14 protein-coding genes are annotated in these 16044 nt (G+C 68.7%); 9 read left to right on the top strand and 5 right to left on the bottom strand.

Going from position 1 to position 16044, the window contains the following annotated elements:
- Positions 1 to 38 precede the first annotated feature (38 nt).
- On the top strand, positions 39 to 770 hold the full coding sequence (locus FVE89_RS12705; protein ID WP_160534303.1) for a RibD family protein: 732 nt from the start codon (positions 39 to 41) through the stop codon (positions 768 to 770).
- Here the strand turns inward: FVE89_RS12705 and FVE89_RS12700 are convergent.
- Positions 739 to 1767 (bottom strand): alpha/beta hydrolase, encoded by a 1029-nt coding sequence (locus FVE89_RS12700; protein ID WP_160534302.1) that lies wholly within the window; start codon positions 1765 to 1767, stop codon positions 739 to 741. The two genes, FVE89_RS12705 and FVE89_RS12700, sit on opposite strands and share 32 nt — an antisense overlap.
- A gap of 100 nt (positions 1768 to 1867) precedes the next feature.
- Complete coding sequence (locus FVE89_RS12695; RefSeq protein WP_160534301.1) at positions 1868 to 2941, bottom strand: WcbI family polysaccharide biosynthesis putative acetyltransferase; 1074 nt, start codon at positions 2939 to 2941, stop codon at positions 1868 to 1870.
- A 190-nt stretch (positions 2942 to 3131) separates the two neighbouring features.
- On the opposite strand from FVE89_RS12695, the gene FVE89_RS12690 reads away from it, so the two are divergent.
- Positions 3132 to 4463 (top strand): MFS transporter, encoded by a 1332-nt coding sequence (locus tag FVE89_RS12690; RefSeq protein ID WP_160534300.1) that lies wholly within the window; start codon positions 3132 to 3134, stop codon positions 4461 to 4463.
- 737 nt (positions 4464 to 5200) lie between these two features.
- A complete protein-coding gene (locus FVE89_RS12685) occupies positions 5201 to 5929 on the top strand; it encodes a hypothetical protein (protein ID WP_246730658.1) in 729 nt (242 codons plus the stop codon).
- Positions 5930 to 5940: 11 nt separating this feature from the next.
- Here FVE89_RS12685 and FVE89_RS12680 read toward each other — a convergent pair whose 3' ends face one another.
- The gene (locus FVE89_RS12680; protein WP_160534299.1) at positions 5941 to 6795 is read right to left on the bottom strand and encodes a LysR substrate-binding domain-containing protein; all 855 of its coding nucleotides are present in this window, start codon (positions 6793 to 6795) and stop codon (positions 5941 to 5943) included.
- An 88-nt stretch (positions 6796 to 6883) separates the two neighbouring features.
- Here FVE89_RS12680 and FVE89_RS12675 point away from each other — a divergent pair, with 88 nt between their 5' ends.
- A complete protein-coding gene (locus FVE89_RS12675; protein ID WP_160534298.1) occupies positions 6884 to 8185 on the top strand; it encodes an aspartate aminotransferase family protein in 1302 nt (433 codons plus the stop codon).
- Between the two features lie 6 nt (positions 8186 to 8191).
- On the opposite strand, the gene FVE89_RS12670 is transcribed toward FVE89_RS12675, so the two are convergent.
- Positions 8192 to 10057 (bottom strand): ABC-F family ATP-binding cassette domain-containing protein, encoded by a 1866-nt coding sequence (locus FVE89_RS12670; protein ID WP_160534297.1) that lies wholly within the window; start codon positions 10055 to 10057, stop codon positions 8192 to 8194.
- 528 nt (positions 10058 to 10585) lie between these two features.
- Between FVE89_RS12670 and FVE89_RS12665 the strand changes: the two genes are divergently transcribed.
- The gene (locus FVE89_RS12665; protein WP_246730651.1) at positions 10586 to 11428 is read left to right on the top strand and encodes an HD-GYP domain-containing protein; all 843 of its coding nucleotides are present in this window, start codon (positions 10586 to 10588) and stop codon (positions 11426 to 11428) included.
- A 15-nt stretch (positions 11429 to 11443) separates the two neighbouring features.
- Here the strand turns inward: FVE89_RS12665 and FVE89_RS12660 are convergent, their stop codons facing one another.
- Complete coding sequence (locus tag FVE89_RS12660) at positions 11444 to 12352, bottom strand: UDP-3-O-acyl-N-acetylglucosamine deacetylase (RefSeq protein WP_342390083.1); 909 nt, start codon at positions 12350 to 12352, stop codon at positions 11444 to 11446.
- Between the two features lie 255 nt (positions 12353 to 12607).
- Between FVE89_RS12660 and FVE89_RS12655 the strand changes: the two genes are divergently transcribed.
- Genes FVE89_RS12655 through FVE89_RS12640 form a run of 4 tightly spaced genes read left to right on the top strand, consistent with a single transcriptional unit; the run spans position 12608 to position 16026 of the window.
- Positions 12608 to 13294 carry a Crp/Fnr family transcriptional regulator gene (locus FVE89_RS12655; protein WP_160534294.1) on the top strand — a complete coding sequence of 229 codons (687 nt, stop codon included), beginning with the start codon at positions 12608 to 12610 and terminating at the stop codon, positions 13292 to 13294.
- Between the two features lie 4 nt (positions 13295 to 13298).
- Positions 13299 to 14354, top strand: coding sequence for an ABC transporter ATP-binding protein (locus FVE89_RS12650; RefSeq protein ID WP_160534293.1), 1056 nt, complete (start codon positions 13299 to 13301; stop codon positions 14352 to 14354).
- Entirely contained in the window at positions 14351 to 15256 is a 906-nt protein-coding gene (locus FVE89_RS12645; protein ID WP_160534292.1) for an ABC transporter permease subunit, read from the top strand. The genes FVE89_RS12650 and FVE89_RS12645 overlap by 4 nt, the downstream gene beginning before the upstream one ends.
- Positions 15253 to 16026 carry an ABC transporter permease subunit gene (locus FVE89_RS12640; protein ID WP_160534291.1) on the top strand — a complete coding sequence of 258 codons (774 nt, stop codon included), beginning with the start codon at positions 15253 to 15255 and terminating at the stop codon, positions 16024 to 16026. The genes FVE89_RS12645 and FVE89_RS12640 overlap by 4 nt, the downstream gene beginning before the upstream one ends.
- Positions 16027 to 16044 lie beyond the last annotated feature (18 nt).

Genomic DNA, 16044 nt, shown 5'->3' with positions numbered 1-16044 from the left:
ACCGGGCGAAGGCCCGATTCAACCCAGATCGGACACCCATGACATCGGACGAGCGCCCATACGTGATCTGCCACATGACGTCGTCGGTGGACGGCCGGATCAAGGTCCGCCGCTGGAAGACCCTGGATGCCGACGATCATTACGAGCGCGTCCACGGCGCGCTCAAGGGCGATGCCTGGATGTGCGGGCGCGTCACCATGCAGGGCTATGCCGACAGCGCCGACCCGCTGCCGGAGCCGGTCTCGGACGATGGCCCTGTCTCCCGGGACGATCACGTCGCACGCCGCGATGCGCCCGGCTACGCGGTGGCGCTCGATGCGCGCGGGCGCCTCGACTGGGGTGCCCGCAACGAGATCGAGGGCGACCATGTCGTCGTCGTGCTCACCGAATCCGTCCCGGACGACCATTTGCGCGCCCTGCGGGCCGGCGGACAATCCTACCTGTTCGCCGGCGAACGAGAGGTGGATTTCGCCCTGGCGGTCACGAAGCTGAAGAGCCTGTTCGGAATCGGGCGGCTGCTCGTGGAGGGCGGCGGCCACATCAACGGTTCGATGCTGAAGGCCGGCGTCATCGACGAATTGAGCCTGCTCCTCGCGCCGGCGGTCGACGGCTTGTCGGGGACCCCGGCGGTGTTCGACGTCACCGGTACCGAAGACGAATCCATGGGCAGTCGGCGCACGCTCGACCTGACGGCCTGCGAGCGGCTGTCCGGCGGTGTGGTCTGGCTGCGCTACCGGATCACGCCGGTCGATCCGCTGGACCGTGCGTGATGCTCGCGAGAAACGCCTCATAGGCGGTCGTGACCGTCCCCGGCCGCTCGAAATGCGGGAAGGCGCCGGTCGGCAGGGTCTCGACCCGCCAGTTCGGGCGCCCGGCGACGCGCGGCACGTGGCGGTAATCGACGAAGTCGCCGCGCACGCCATGGAGCATCCAAACCGGCAGACGCAGCCGCTCGTAGAGCCGCGTCGCGTCGGTGGGGAAGAGGTGGCCGGAGATGAAGCACCAGGGCGCGTGCTCGGCGCCGGGCTGATGCGCCGAGGCGTGATCGTAGGCCAGGAGGCCCTCATCGATCGCCGGGGAGCCGAACGTCTTCTGCAGGAAGAAGCGCATGCTCGGCCGCGTCACCAGCGCGTCGAACAGCGGCCGGCCGAAGGGCGGCCGGTCGAGGAGCTGGAGCAGCCAGTCCCGCCCGCGGTGACCGTCCGGCGGGCCGTCGCCCGAGAGCTGGCCGTCGAAGCCGGTGGGGCTGATGAGGGCGAGGCTGCGATAGGCGTCGGACCGCTCCAGGCTCGCCCGGGCGAGGAACGATGCGGAGAGGGACAGCGCCATAGCGTCGATCGGGACCGCCCCGTGGCGCCGCCGGATCTCCTCCACGATGGCGTGGATCGCCTCCACCATCAGGCGCGGCGTGTAGCGGCGGCGCGACCGTTCCGAGAAGCCGAAGCCGGGGAGATCGAGGGCATAGACCGGCCGGGATGTCCGGAAGTGCAGGTAGAGCGGCCGGACTTCGTAGGCGTTCGCCGCCGCGTTGATCGAGTGGATCAGCAGGAGCGGCACGCCCGCGGGCCCGGCCGACGCATAGAAAGAGAGCTCTCCGGCACGTCGGGTCGCGATCCGTTCGCGGCGCCCGGGCAGGGCCGGCGGGAGGGGCTTGCGGTGATCGACGCCGAGCCGGCTCCACGCGAGCAGACCGGCGGCCGCGCCGGCGAGCGTCAGGGCGGCTGCGGCCGCGGAGCGGCCGGTCCGTTGCCGGGGCAGAAGGCTCATCGGGGCACCTCGCAGCGGGTCCGCCGGGTCCGGCGTCGCGCGACAACGCCGCTGACGGCGGGAAGTGCCGGACCGTAGACGCGGCCCCGAACGCGACGTCCTACGAGGCGTGCCCGGCCAGGCTGCCGGAGCCTCCGGGGCTTACCGAGGGCACCCGCGCGGCCGGCCGGACTGGCGTCCCGCTGCGGCCTGCCGCCTCGCGCAGGAAGTCCACGGTCGGCGGGTCGTTGCGCCAGCCCTGGACGCGCTGGGAGACCAGGATGCTCCGCTCGCGCCGGTCGTAATTGGCGTAGGAGGCGGCCACGAATTCGGCGCGGCTCATCGTGCGCGCGGGGCCGGAGCGTCGGGTCTCGGCCTTGAAGAACAGGGCGCTGCCGGGGATGCCGTAATGCTGCGCGATCTCCGGATAGACCGGCCAGCTGCCCTGGCCGCCGAGGTCGTCCGGCAGGAAGGCGTCGAGATCGCATTCCTCGAACGGAATGCCCGCCTTGGTCAGCAAGCCCCGCGCGAGATCGGAGACGACGAACAGCTTCGTGTGGTTGATCGAGTGCATGAAGCAGCCACGGCGCGCCCAACGGGTCAGGTGCGTGTCGAGGTCGTAATCGGCCTGCCGGCCGAGCCCCCGCAGGTAGGCCACCGACTCGTCCCAGAGATCGTAGTAGCCCAGGCGGTCGAAGACGGGTTCGGCGAAGAGGCGCAGGGCCTGCGCCTGCGAGAAGCCGGCGAGGTAGGCGTAGAGCGTGATCGCCGAATGCGAATGCCCCATGGGTCCGGAGATCAGGCCCTGGAGCGTCGCGGCGTCCTGCACACCGACATGGACGAGGTCCGGGTGATAGGCGCCGAACACGATCGTCGGGATCAGACGCACCTTGGGGTGGGTCCGCAGGGTGTCGATCGTGCCGCCGCCCTTGAAGCGGGGCAGGTAGATGCTGGAGAAGACGTGATCGTAGCCGTCCGCATGCGCCATCAGGTCGGCGAGGCGCGGGAAGCGGCGTGCCGCCGTGAACGCCGACACGAAATCCACCTGCGCGTCCGGCAGGAGATAGCGCATCGCCTTGGCGATCGAGCCGGCTTGGCACACACCGATGACGAGGATGCGCGGCGATCCGGTCCGCTTCTTCCCGAACTGCGCGAGGCGGTGCCGCATCCGCCAGAGGCTATCGACGGTCAACATGCGGCTTCTCTCGCATGTCCGTGAGCCGCGGGCAAACCGCGACCACCGGTCCGGCCCTCGATCGAAGGCTCGCCTTCGTGTTCCCGTCGCGAGAGCCGGAACGTGACAGACGCGCGGCGCTGTCGCCCATCGTGGCTGGCCTGCGCAGCGCACCTGTCACATGCCGAACGCCACGGCGAGGAGAACAGGCATGGCCCCGACGCAACTTCCGGAGGCGATTCCGGAGATCGAGCGCGCGACGCTGCGCCGGGTGACGTGGCGGATCCTGCCGTTCCTGATGCTCGCCTATTTCGTCGCCTTCGTCGACCGGGTGAATGCCGGCTTCGCGGCCCTGCAGATGAATCACGATATCGGGCTCTCGGCGGCGCAATTCGGGCTCGGCGGCGGCCTGTTCTATGTCTCGTATGTGCTGTGCGAGGTGCCGAGCAACCTCGCCATGGAGCGGTTCGGCGCCCGGATCTGGATCGCCCGGATCATGATCACCTGGGGGCTGGTCTCGGCCGCCATGGCGCTCGTGGTCGGACCCTATTCCTTCTACGCCGTGCGCCTGCTGCTGGGTGCCTCCGAGGCGGGCTTCTTCCCGGGCGTGATCCTGTACCTGACCTACTGGTTCCCGCGCGCCTACCGGGGCCGGATCGTGGCCGTCTTCATGGTGGCGATCCCGATCTCGAGCTTCCTCGGCTCCCCGATTTCGGCCGCGATCCTCAACACCGACGGCATGATGGGCCTGCGTGGCTGGCAATGGCTGTTCGTGCTGGAGGCGGTGCCGGCCGTCCTGCTCGGCCTCGCCGCCTTCTTCCTGCTCCCCGACGGCCCCGGCTCGGCGCGCTGGCTGACACCCCAGCAGAGCGCGTGGCTTCAGGAGCGCCTCGCCGCCGAACGCGCCTCCGTGGTGCAGGGTGAGGCGGCCCCGGCCCGGCATCTCTCGGTCTGGCAGGTCATGCGCAACCGCTACGTCCTCGCCGCCTCGCTGATCTACGCCGGCGCCTCGGGGGCCAGCCAATGCCTGTCCCTGTGGCAGCCGCAGATCATCAAGTCGTTCGGCCTGACCAACCTGCAGACGGGCCTGCTCAATTCCATCCCGTTCGGCGTGGCCTCCGTCCTGATGATCCTGTGGGGCCGCTCCTCGGATCGGAACCGGGAGCGAGTGTGGCACACCGCGCTGCCCCTGGGACTGCTGGCGCTGAGTCTGGCCGCCTCGATCGGCACCGCGCAGCTCCTGCCGACGATCCTGATCCTGTGCCTGGCCGTGACCGCCACCTACACGGTGAAGGGGCCGTTCTGGGCGCTCTCCACGGAATGGCTTTCGGCCGGCGCGGCGGCGGCCGGAATCGCGCAGATCAACGCCATCGGCAATATCGGCGGTTTCGTGGGGACCTACCTGCTGGGTGTGATCAAGGACGCCACCGGCAGCTATCCGCTCGGACTTCTCCCGCTGGTCTTTCTTTCGGGACTGGGATGCCTGCTCGTGCTCGGTCTCGGCCGGGGACGGAAGCAGCCGGCGCAGACGCTTCGGGCCTGACGGGATACGCAACGGCCGTCGCCCGAAAACTCGCCCTGAATACAGTATCGAAGGGTTGCGCCGTGTCATGACTGCATGGGCTGCCGAGGATCGATGTCTTGGATCGGATCCTTTTCCCTGATGGCCAATCGTCGCGCAGAGCGAGGCTCGCCTCGCGGCGGTCAAATTCTTGCCCGGACAGCGTTTCCCGGGTCCAACACATCGTTGACATGCCTGCGACCGAGCGTACATTCTGAAGCCGATAGAGCATGAAGCTCTAGGATGCAGTGCCCGCGGGCATGATGGCCGCCGGGTGGCACATGGTCGAGGCGTCCATGCTCGTCCGCAGAACACCCGTGAAACTGTAACGCCACAGGTTCAACCCACGCCCTCCGGTGAACGATCCCTCGTCGGATCTGCGCTGCAGCGGATTGCCTTCCGATTTCGCCAGACGGGTGCATCACGCGCCCCGTCATCGTGCCGGAAGACGAGCCAACGTGACCCACGCACCGGAGTCGATATTGCGCCGCGCATACGCGCGGCAGATCCCGGGTGCAAGGCAAAATTGTTCTTGTGCCCCTTAAGAGCTCCTCACAAAACTCCCGAGCACCGGATATTTCCCTCTGGCCGCGACAGCGCAGCGGGAGTTTTGTGAGAGGCTCTTAAGACTGGTCTTTGAGCTCATAACAAGCAACGCCACAACGTCGAACGGGGAGGTTGCAGGCTTCTGATCGACTCTGCGGGCGGGAGAATGGGACTTGGATTACGTACCTTCGATGGCCGCGGTCGCAGCAGCCGCGCAGAAGTCTCCGCATGCTGATGCGCCAGAATTGGCAAAGTCGAAAGCCGTGGTGCCGGTCGAGCCGACCGCGCTCGATCCCCGGTCGCGCTACACATTGGCACCCGGCGCGGCCGACGCCGTGCTGTCGCTGGCTGACCTGAAGACGCAAGCGGTCAACGCTGCGGACTTCGACACGCGGTACGTTCACGCCGCCCACGTCGCGGAGGCGGTGACCGCCCTGGCGACCGCCCCTGTCGTTTCACCGGAACCGGTGAAGGCGGCCAGCGCCGCGAATCGCAACTGGAACGAGGATGTTCGGCTGGACCACATCCCCACCCGCAAGGTGGGGACCGATACGATCGTCCAATACGACACGCCGCGCGTCATGGCGGCTTGGAGCGCGGCGTTCCCCGACATCCCGAACCGAAAGTACCGCGGCCTCACGCTCGCGGACACGAACATCAGGCCGGAGAAGCGAAAGGCCCTGACGGCTGCGGGTACAACGCTGGTGCCGAAGGATATCCACCTGCTCTGCAACACGGATAATTACAAAACCTTCAGCGAGGCTCATCCTCACACAAACATCAATTGGATTCCGGTCGACAACGAAGACATCCTGCTGTTCTGGCCGGACCAGATCGAAAAAATGGCGGAGGACAATCCGAGTGTCCCCCTCCACGATCCGGAGGAGAGCGGTGAGCCCTGATCCGCGCTGATCTACACATCGGGCAGGACTGCTTCGACATGTCTGGCGAAAGCGCGCGCCAAGGGCGAGGCGTGGCGCTCCGCGATCCGGAGGGTGATGCCGATCCGCGGGAGCGGCGGTAACCCTCTGGTGGACGTCAGGATCCGCAAGTCTGCCGGAACGGCGGAGCGGGTCAGAACGGCAATTGCTTGGCCGGATCGGACCACGGCGAGCAGACCGGACAGACTGCCGCTGGCATAGGCGATCCGGTAGCTGTGACCGGCGCGGTCGAGGGCGGCGAGGGCAGCGCGATGATCGAGCGTATCTGGATCGCCCAGGGCCAGGGGGATGGGAACAGCCCAGAGTGAGGCTTTGTCGCGCGGCACCACCCAGACGAGATCCTCGCGCCGCAGGAGCGGGCGCTCGGTCGCAAGTGGCACCGAGACGAGGGCGAGGTCGAGGCCACCGCGATCGAGTTGCGCCTGAAGACGCGGCGTCGATGCGCAGATCACCTCGATCGCCGCCGCCGGATGATGCTGAGCGAAGCCGCGCAGCAGGGCCGGCAGAAAAGCCTGCGCGTAATCGTCCGGACAGCCGAACCGCAGACTGCCGCTGAGGCTCCCGCCGGAGAGTTCCGCCAGGGCGTCGTCGTGCGCGGACAGGATGCGCCGGGCATGGATCAGCAGGCGCTCACCGGGCACGGTCAACACGACGCCACGGCCCGTCCGCGTCAGAAGTGGCTGCCCGACCAGATCCTCCAGCCGCTTCATCTGCATGCTGAGCGCGGCTTGGCTGCGGCCGATCCGGCCCGCTGCGCGGCTGAGCGCACCTGTCTCCGCGACGCTCGCGAAGCTGCGCAGCAGGTCGATGTCGAGGCTGCGTACCATCAGCGTCCCTGAAGCCTCCCTTCAGAACTATAAGCTGCTGTGAGGGCGAGGACGGTCTTATCATGGCGCCCAGCGCGCAGGAGCGACCATGATGCGAAATGATGATCCCGATTTCTGGATGCGGGCGCACCGGCACCTGATCCGCTACGGCGGCACGTTCGCACCGTTGATCATCGAGCGCGCGGAGGGCAGCTTCGTCTACGACGCGGACGGACGAAAAATCCTCGACTTCACCTCCGGGCAGATGAGCGCGATCCTCGGCCACGGCCATCGCGAGATCGCCGCGGTGGTGGCGGACCATGTCGGCCGGCTCGACCATCTGTTCAGCGGGATGCTGACGCGGCCCGTGGTCGACCTCGCTACGGAACTCGCCCGGCTGGCGCCCGGCGCACTCGAACGCGTGTTGCTGCTCACCACCGGGGCGGAGGCCAACGAGGCGGCGCTCCGCATGGCCAAGCTCGCCACGGGGGGCTGGGAGGTGGTGAGCTTCGCCCAGTCCTGGCACGGGATGACCGCAGGTGCGGCCTCGGCGACCTACAGTGCCGGCCGAAAAGGCTACGGACCGGCCCCGACCGGCTCCTTCGCGATCCCGGCGCCGAACGCCTACCGGCCCGCCTTCGCGAAGGACGGCGCTTTAGACTGGCAGACCGAGCTGGATTACGCCTTCGCGCTGATCGATCGGCAATCGACCGGCAATCTCGCGGCGTTCCTCGCGGAGCCGATCCTGAGTTCCGGCGGCATCATCGAATTGCCGCCGGGCTACCTTGCCGCCCTGAAGGGGAAGTGCGTCGAGCGCGGCATGCTGCTGATCCTCGACGAGGCGCAGACGGGGATCGGCCGCACCGGCCTGATGTTCGCCTGCGAGCGCGACGGCGTCGTGCCCGATATCCTGACGCTCTCGAAGACCCTGGGGGCCGGCCTGCCGCTCGCCGCCGTCCTGACCACCCCGGAGATCGAGGACCTGTGTCATGCGCGCGGCTTCCTCTTCTACACCACGCATGTCTCGGATCCGCTCCCGGCGGCGGTCGGCCTGAAGGTGCTGGAGATCGTGGAGCGGGACGGATTGGTCGCCCGGGCCGAAACCGCCGGCGCGCGGCTCGCAGCGCGGCTTCACGCGCTGCAGCAGCGCTTCCCCTGCATCGGCGACGTGCGCGGCCGCGGCCTGCTCCGCGGCGTCGAGATCGTGGCCGACCGAGCCACGAAAGTTCCGGCACCGGAACTCGGAGACGCGATCACCCGCCGATGCCTGGATTTCGGCCTCAGCATGAACATCGTCCAGTTGCCCGGCATGGGGGGCGTGTTCCGCATCGCGCCGCCGCTCACCGCCACGGATGACGAGATCGACCTCGGGGTCGACATCCTCGGGCGGGCGCTCGAAGCCTGCCTGTAGGGGTTTTCAGGCTGCCTCGATCTCGGTGCTCACGTCGAGCCACTCTTCCTCGGCTGCGGCCAGCGCGCTGGCCGCGTCCGCGCGCATCTTGGCGATCTCGCCGGCCTTGGCGGCGTTCTCCCGGAAGGCGGAGCCATCCTCCAGGGCGGCGTCGATCTTCTGGATGGCGGCGGTGAGCTTCGCCATGCGCGCCTCGATCGCTTCCAGACGCTTGCGCAGGGGCGCGAGCGAGGCGCGACGCTCGACCCCGGCCCGGCGCGCCTCGGCCTTCTGGCCGCCGGCCGGCTCCGCTTCGCGCCCAGCCTCGCGGTCCGGGCCGGACAGGACGAGCCGCCGGTAATCGTCCATGTCGCCGTCGAACGTCTTCACCGTGCCGTCCGCCACCAGCCACAGCCGGTCGGCGCAGGCCTCGACGAGGAAACGGTCGTGCGAGACCAGGATGACGGCGCCCTCGTAGTCGTTGATCGCCTCGACCAGCGCCTGCCGGCTCTCGATATCGAGGTGGTTGGTCGGCTCGTCGAGGATCAGGAGATGCGGCCCGTGGAAGGCTGCGAGCCCCATCAGCAGCCGCGCCTTCTCGCCGCCCGAGAGTTTTTCCACGGGCGTGTCGGCCTTGTTGGCGCCGAAGCCGAGGCGGGCGGTGGCCGCGCGCACCTTGGCTTCGGGCACGTCCGGCATCAGGGTCCGGACATGGGCGTAGGCGCTCTCGGACGGGCGCAGCTCGTCGAGCTGGTGCTGGGCGAAATACGCGACCTCCATCTTGGACGAGCGCTTCACCTCGCCGGCGAGCGGTCCGAGCCGGCCGCCGATCAGCTTGCAGAAGGTCGATTTGCCGTTGCCGTTGGCGCCGAGCAGAGCCACGCGGTCGTCCGGCGCGAGGCTGAGATCGAGGCCCGTGAGCACGATCCGGTCACCGTAGCCGGCCTTCACCCGTTCCATCGCGACGATCGGCGGCGACAGCGGCTTCTCGGGGCTCGGCAGATGGATCACCGGCACGTCGTCCTCGAGGAGCGCGGCGATCGGCTCCATCTTGGCGAGGCGCTTCATCCGCGACTGCGCCTGGCGCGCCTTGGTGGCCTTGGCCTTGAACCGGTCGATGAAGCTCTGCAGATGCGCCCGCTCGGCGTCCTGCTTGGCCTTCGCCTTGGCCTGAAGAATCCGCTTCTCGGAGAGCTGCTTGGCGAAGCTGGTGTAGCCGCCGCGATAGATCGTCAGCTTACCCCGGTCGAGATGCAGGATGTGGTCGACGGATGTGTCGAGCAGGTCGCGATCGTGACTGATGATGATCGCGGTCCGCGGGTAGCGTTCGAGGTAATCGTAGAGCCAGAGCGTGCCCTCGATGTCGAGGTAGTTGGTCGGCTCGTCGAGGAGGAGCAGGTCGGGCTCGGAGAACAGCACGGCGGCGAGCGCCACCCGCATGCGCCAGCCGCCGGAGAAGTCCGAGCAGGGACGCGCCTGCGCGGCGGCGTCGAAGCCGAGGCCGTGCAGAATCGCGGCGGCGCGGGCCGGCGCCGAGTGGGCGCCGATATCGACCAGCCGCGTCTCGATCTCGGCGCGGCGCAGACCGTCGGCGGTCTCGGCCTCCGCCATCAGCCGGGCGCGCTCGGTGTCGGCCGCGAGCACGACGGCGTGCAGCGTCTCCGGGCCGGCCGGGGCTTCCTGCGCGACGGCGCCAATCCGCATCCCCTTGGGCAACGAGACCGCCTTCGCGTCCACCGGCAGGTCACCGAGGATGGCCTTGAACAGCGTGGTCTTGCCGGCGCCGTTCCGCCCGACGAGGCCGACACGCGCGCCCTCCGGGATGGTGAAGCTCGCCGAGTCGAGAATCAGGCGGTCGCCGATGCGGTAAGTGAGGTCGTTGACGCGCAGCATGGCGGCGTTCTGGCCGTCCGAAAGCGGAGAGGCAAGCGCCGCCGGTAGTCCGAGCGATTTCCGACGCCCGGAACCGTCCGATTGCTGACGCCGCAACCGCAGGCTGCATCGCGGGGCAACGCATTAACGAATTCGCATTCTTCCCGAAGCAAATTCACCCCTGGAGCCGATTTGACTGTGCAACGCCCATCCGATGTACGACAGCGGACAAGCCTGCAGAGCAAGGCGTCGTTATGTCCTGTGGATTGTCCCGCAGAAATCTGACGAAGCTGGACTTGGCGCGGGATTGGAAGGAGTCGAGTCTTGCATCTGACTCTGATTCTCACCGACGACATGAGCCGTGGCCAACGTTTGGCGCGGAATCTTGGTGCCGATAAGCGCGCGTTGCTGCACGACCTCTACGGCGATGACGCGCCGCCTGCGGGCGCCGGTCTGATCATCAGCGATGTCAGTGCGCTGACCTCGGAATCCGTGCGTCGCCTCCGTCACGCATTGACCCTTGCGCGTGGGCCCGAAACCCCTTTCCTGATGCTCATCCACGGCAATTTCGGCCGCGGCGAGCTTCAGGCGACCGCCCTCGGCGCGACGCGGGCGCTTCCGGCCTCGGCGGCGAATGCCCTGCTCCTGAATACCGTCGCCGGCCTGACGGATGGCGGCGTCGCACGGACACCGACGCGCGGCGGCCTGCACGATCAGGCGACGGCGGCCCGGGACGTCTTCGCCTCCATCTTCCGCGCCGACGGACCCCCCAATGTGGCGACCGTCGAGTCGGGCGCCGCGCTGGTCAATCAGGCGATCCGCGAGACCAAGGTCCGCGACTGGCTGGCCGTGGTCGCGAATTTCGACGACAACACGCATCGCCACTGCTTGAGCGTCGCCGGTTTGGCCGCCGAATTCGCGCGGACCCTCGGGCTCAATGAGGCCGATTCACGATATCTCGTCAAAGGCGCGCTGCTCCATGACATCGGGAAGGCGAAGATCCCGCGCGCCATCCTGAACAAGCCGGCACCGCTGACACCCGAGGAGCGGCGGGAGATGGACCGCCACCCGGCCATCGGCCACGCCATGCTGGTGAACGAGAACTACGATCCCCTGACCCTGGCGGTCGTCCGATCGCATCACGAATACCTCGACGGTTCGGGCTATCCGGACGGCTTGCGCGACAAGGAAATCCCCGATCTCGTGCGGTTGATCACGATCTCGGACATCTTCGCGGCGCTGATCGAGGCGCGGCCCTACAAGGCGGCAAAGTCGGCCGGGGAAGCCTATGCGATCCTGAAGTCCATGGGTCCCAAGCTCGACGGCGACCTCGTTCGGGCCTTCGCGGCGGTCGCCGGTGCTTGCGACGTGCCGCAGCGCGCCTCGGCCTGACCGCCGGCCCGGGTCTCAAACAAGCTCCCAGGCTGCCTGGTCGCGCATCAGCGCCGCGACGAGGGCGTGATTCAATTCATGCCCGGTATGGCAGGCGGTGACCCGTCCCTCGACCGGATGGCCAGTCAGGGCAAGGTCGCCCACGAGGTCGAGCATACGGTGGCGGACCGGCTCGCCCGGGACGCGCATGCCGCCGAGCACGCGATCGCGCACGAGAAGCGCCGCCGAGCGGGTCGAGACGCCCTGCAGAAAATCCCTGCCCGTGACGTAGCCGAAGGTCCGCCCCGCCATGGCGCGCACGTAGCGGCCGAAGCTGCGCGACGGTGCGATGTCGTGCTCGAATGTCTCGGGCGTGATGGCGCCGGACCAGTCGACCGACCCGAAATGCGCCAACTCGATATGCCCCGTGACGTGGAGACCGGTACCGGGTTCGATCCGGATATGCCGGCGCCCGCTTGTGACCGAGACCGCGCGGAGCACCCGCATGAACCGGCAGCTTTGTGGCTGCTCGCTCCGCCCGGCAGCGCGGATCGCCTCGCACCAGGGAATGGCGCTGCCGTCGAAGATCGGCAACTCGTCAGCGTCGATCTCGGCCAGCGCATTGTCGATCTGGAGGGCGCTCAAAGACGCCATCAGATGCTCGATGGTCCGGACGAGAATGCCCTCGTGCCGGAGCGCGGAGGAGAGAGGCTGCGATTCCCGGTATCGCCAGAGGGCCGGTACGTCGATGACGCGGCCATCCGCCAACCGCCGGCGGAAGACGATGCCGTGATCCGCCGGGGCCGGGCAGACGCGGACCGTGGCGTATCGGCCGGAATGAAGGCTGCGGCCTGACCGTTCGAACGGCAGCGTCAACGTGGCCTGGAGCCGGCGGCCCTGGAGCTTCGGGGCCGACGGGGCCGCATCGGGGTTGGGACGTGTGATCGACAAGGCGTGGTGCATCGGAACCGCCCGCTGCGGCGGACTCGGCGTGTAGCCCAGATAGCTTGATCCACGCTAATAAACTCGTGTTCACGCAGGGTTGGCTTGACCGGCCCGCCCGCGACGGTCACGATCGCGTTGGCCCGATGGTCGGAACGCCGTTGCGGCGGTGTCCGGGCTGCCCCCGTCCCCAAAGCTGTGGCCGGCACCCGTTTGGGCAGGGATGAAGGCCAGACTGGCGTTGAGGGAACCGTACGGATGGCGCGGCTGGGGACGATTCCCTTCTTCAAGGATCCGGGCATCGAGCTCAGCGCCTACGAATCCCGCTGCCATTGGCGCCGGTTCGACGAGAACGAGGTGCTGGTCGACTTCGACGACATCTCCACCGACGTCTACTTCATCGCCTCCGGTGAGGTGCGCATCCTGAACCGCACCCAGTCCGGCAAGGAGGTGATTCTCGGCGAAATGCGCGGCGGCGCGTTCTTCGGGGAGCTCGCCGCGATCGACGGCATCGGCCGCTCCGCGAATGTCACGGCGCTCACCCGGGGCGAGGTCTGCGTGGTGCCGGCTTCGGTGTTCCGGCAGATGGTGTTCGCCTCGGAGGCGATCGCCGACCGTCTTTTCCGCCTGCTGGCCAAGCGCGTGCGCGAGCTGAATACCCGGCTGATGGAGCACGCGCTGCTCGATCTGAAGCATCGTCTGTACGCCGAGCTGCTGCGTCTCTCGGTGCCGCGGACGGGTGCCTCGGGCGAGCGGGTGGTCTCGCCGCCGCCCTACCATCACGTGCTCGCGGCGCGGATCGGCTGCCGCCGCGAGCAGGTCACCCGGGAATTCACCGCCATGGCGGCCGAGGGGCTGGTCGACCGCACCCGCGGCGCCCTGGTGCTGCGCCGCCCGGATCTTCTCGAAGCGCGCGTCGCCGAGGCGTTGCGCGAGGATTCCTGATCCCTTGTCGGGCACGCCGCCGCGCCTGATCCTGGAGGGCCTGACCAAGAGCTTCGGGACGTACCGGGCGGTCGATGCGGTCACGCTCGCGCTGGAACCCGGCGAGTTCTTCTGCCTGCTCGGCCCGTCAGGCTGCGGCAAGAGCACCCTGCTGCGTCTGATCGCGGGATTCGAACGACCGACCGCCGGCCGCATCCGGTTGGGCGGGCAGGATCTCACCGAATTGCCGCCGCATCGGCGCCCGGTGAACATGATGTTCCAGTCCTACGCGCTGTTCCCGCACATGAGCGTGGCGCGGAATATCGGCTACGGCCTCAAGGGGATGGGCAAGGCGGCGATCTCCGCGCGGGTGGCGGAGCTGCTGCGGCTCGTGCGTCTCGACGCATTCGGCGACCGCCGTCCCGAGACGCTCTCGGGCGGACAGCGGCAGCGCGTGGCCCTGGCCCGGGCGCTCGCCCGGGAGCCGAAGCTCCTGCTCCTCGACGAACCCCTCGGCGCCCTCGACAGGGGCCTGCGCGAGGAGACGCAGGGCGAGCTGCGCGCCGTGCAGCGCCGCCTGGGTACCGCCTTCGTGGTCGTGACCCACGATCCGGAAGAGGCGATGATGCTCGCCGACCGGATCGGCGTGATGGAGGCCGGGCGGTTGGTCCAGATCGGGCCGCCGGCCGAGCTCTACAGGCGGCCGGCCAACCGGTACGTGGCGGGGCTGCTCGGGGATGTGAACCTGATCCCGGGGCGCCTCGGCCCGGACGAGGCGGGTGAGGGCCGCTCGGTCGAGACCGCGCACGGTCCGGTTCGGGGGATCCTGACCTCGGCGATGCCCGAGGGTGCGGCGGTGATCGTGGCGGTGCGCCCGGAGGATCTCGTGCTCGGCACGGCGGGGCTGCCGGCTACCGTCACGGAGACGACGTTCCTCGGCGACCGCGTGCGCCGGACTCTCCGGTTGCCGGACGGCTCGATCCTGCGCGCGAGCGGCCGCCCGACCGACGGCGATGGACCACCGGGTTCGGAGGCGCATGCCGGCTTCGCGGCCGAGGCAGCGGCGATCCTTCCGGCATGACCGGAACGCCGCACCGCCTGCTCCGTCTGCCGCCCTTCCTATGGCTGGCGGCGTTTTTCCTCCTGCCCTTCGCGATCACGCTGAAGATCAGCCTGTCGGAGCCGGCGACCGCGATACCGCCCTACCTGCCGGTGCTCGACTGGCGCGGCGGCCTCGATGGCTGGTCGAGCTTTCTCGAAGCGCTCAACCTCGACAATTACGCCACCCTCTACGCCGATCCGTTCTACCGCGACGCCGCCCTCGGCTCCCTGGGTTACGCGGCGCTCGCCAGCGTCATCCTCGTCGCCGCCGGCACGCCGCTGGCCTACGCGCTGGCGCGGGCGCCGTCGCGTTGGCAGCCGGTCCTCGTGGCGCTCGTGGTCGTCCCGTTCTGGACGAGCTTCCTGATCCGGGTCTACGCCTGGATCGCGATCCTGAAGCCGGAGGGGCTCCTCAACCTCGTGCTGCTCCGGCTCGGGCTGATCGGTGCGCCGCTGACCCTCCTCAACACCGACGCCGCGGTGATCATCGGCCTCGTCTACGCATACCTGCCCTTCATGGTGCTGCCGCTCTACGCGGTGATGAACCGCCTCGATCCCACCCTGCGGGACGCCGCCGCGGATCTCGGCGCCTCGCCGACGCGGGTGTTCTGGAGCGTGACGCTGCCGCTCAGCCTGCCCGGCATCGTGGCCGGGGCCGCCCTGTGCTTCATCCCCATGGTCGGCGAATTCATCATCCCGGACCTGCTCGGAAGCTCCGAAACCCTGATGCTCGGCCGGGTCCTGTGGAGCGAGTTCTTCTCGAACCGCGACTGGCCGCTGGCCTCCGCGGTCGCGGTGCTGATCCTCGCCATCGTCGTCATCCCGGTCGTCCTGTTCCGCGACGCTCTGCAGGCGGGCGAGGGGGAGGGACAGGAACCGTGACCTGGGTGACGCGCACCGCCCTCGTGGCCGGGCTCGCCTTCCTCTACGCGCCGATCTTGGTTCTGATCGGCTATTCGTTCAACGCCTCGCCGCTGGTGACGGTCTGGGGCGGGTTCTCGACCCAATGGTACGCGGCCTTGTTCGCCGACGCGCCCCTTCTCGCCTCGGCCTGGGTCTCGCTGAAGGTCGCCGTTCCGGCGAGCCTGATCGCCACGATCCTCGGGACCCTGGCGGCGCTCGTGCTGGAGCGGCAGCGCCGCTTCCGGGGAAGGGCGCTCTTCACCGGCCTCGTCCTCGGGCCGATCGTGATGCCGGAGGTGATGATCGGCCTCTCGCTCCTGCTGATGTTCATCGGCATCGGGCTCGACCGCAGCCTGCTCACCATCGTGATCGCGCACGCGACCTTCTGCACGGGGTTCGTCGCCGTGATGGTGGCGGCGCGCCTGCGCGGCCTCGATCAATCCCTTGAGGAAGCCGCGGCCGACCTCGGCGCATCGCCGATGCGGGTGCTGACGACCATCACCCTGCCGCTGCTCGCACCGGCTTTGGCGGCCGGAATGCTTCTCGCCTTCACGCTGTCGCTCGACGATCTGGTCATCGCCAGCTTCGTTTCGGGGCCGGGCTCGACGACGCTGCCGATGCGCCTCTACAGCCGCGTCCGGCTGGGCGTGAATCCCGAGATCAACGCCGCCTCGACCTTGCTGATCGGGCTGGTGAGCGTGGCCGTGCTGGTCGCCTCCTGGCTGACCGGCCGCCGCGGAGCGCCCTGACGACACGAGGCGGTTCGC

Origin of the sequence: Methylobacterium sp. 2A (assembly GCF_009806555.1) — a bacterium.
In the GTDB taxonomy this organism is placed as follows: Bacteria; Pseudomonadota; Alphaproteobacteria; order Rhizobiales; family Beijerinckiaceae; genus Methylobacterium.
Note: the sequence above shows the minus strand (reverse complement) of the source record. Positions and strands in the feature narration are given on the sequence as shown.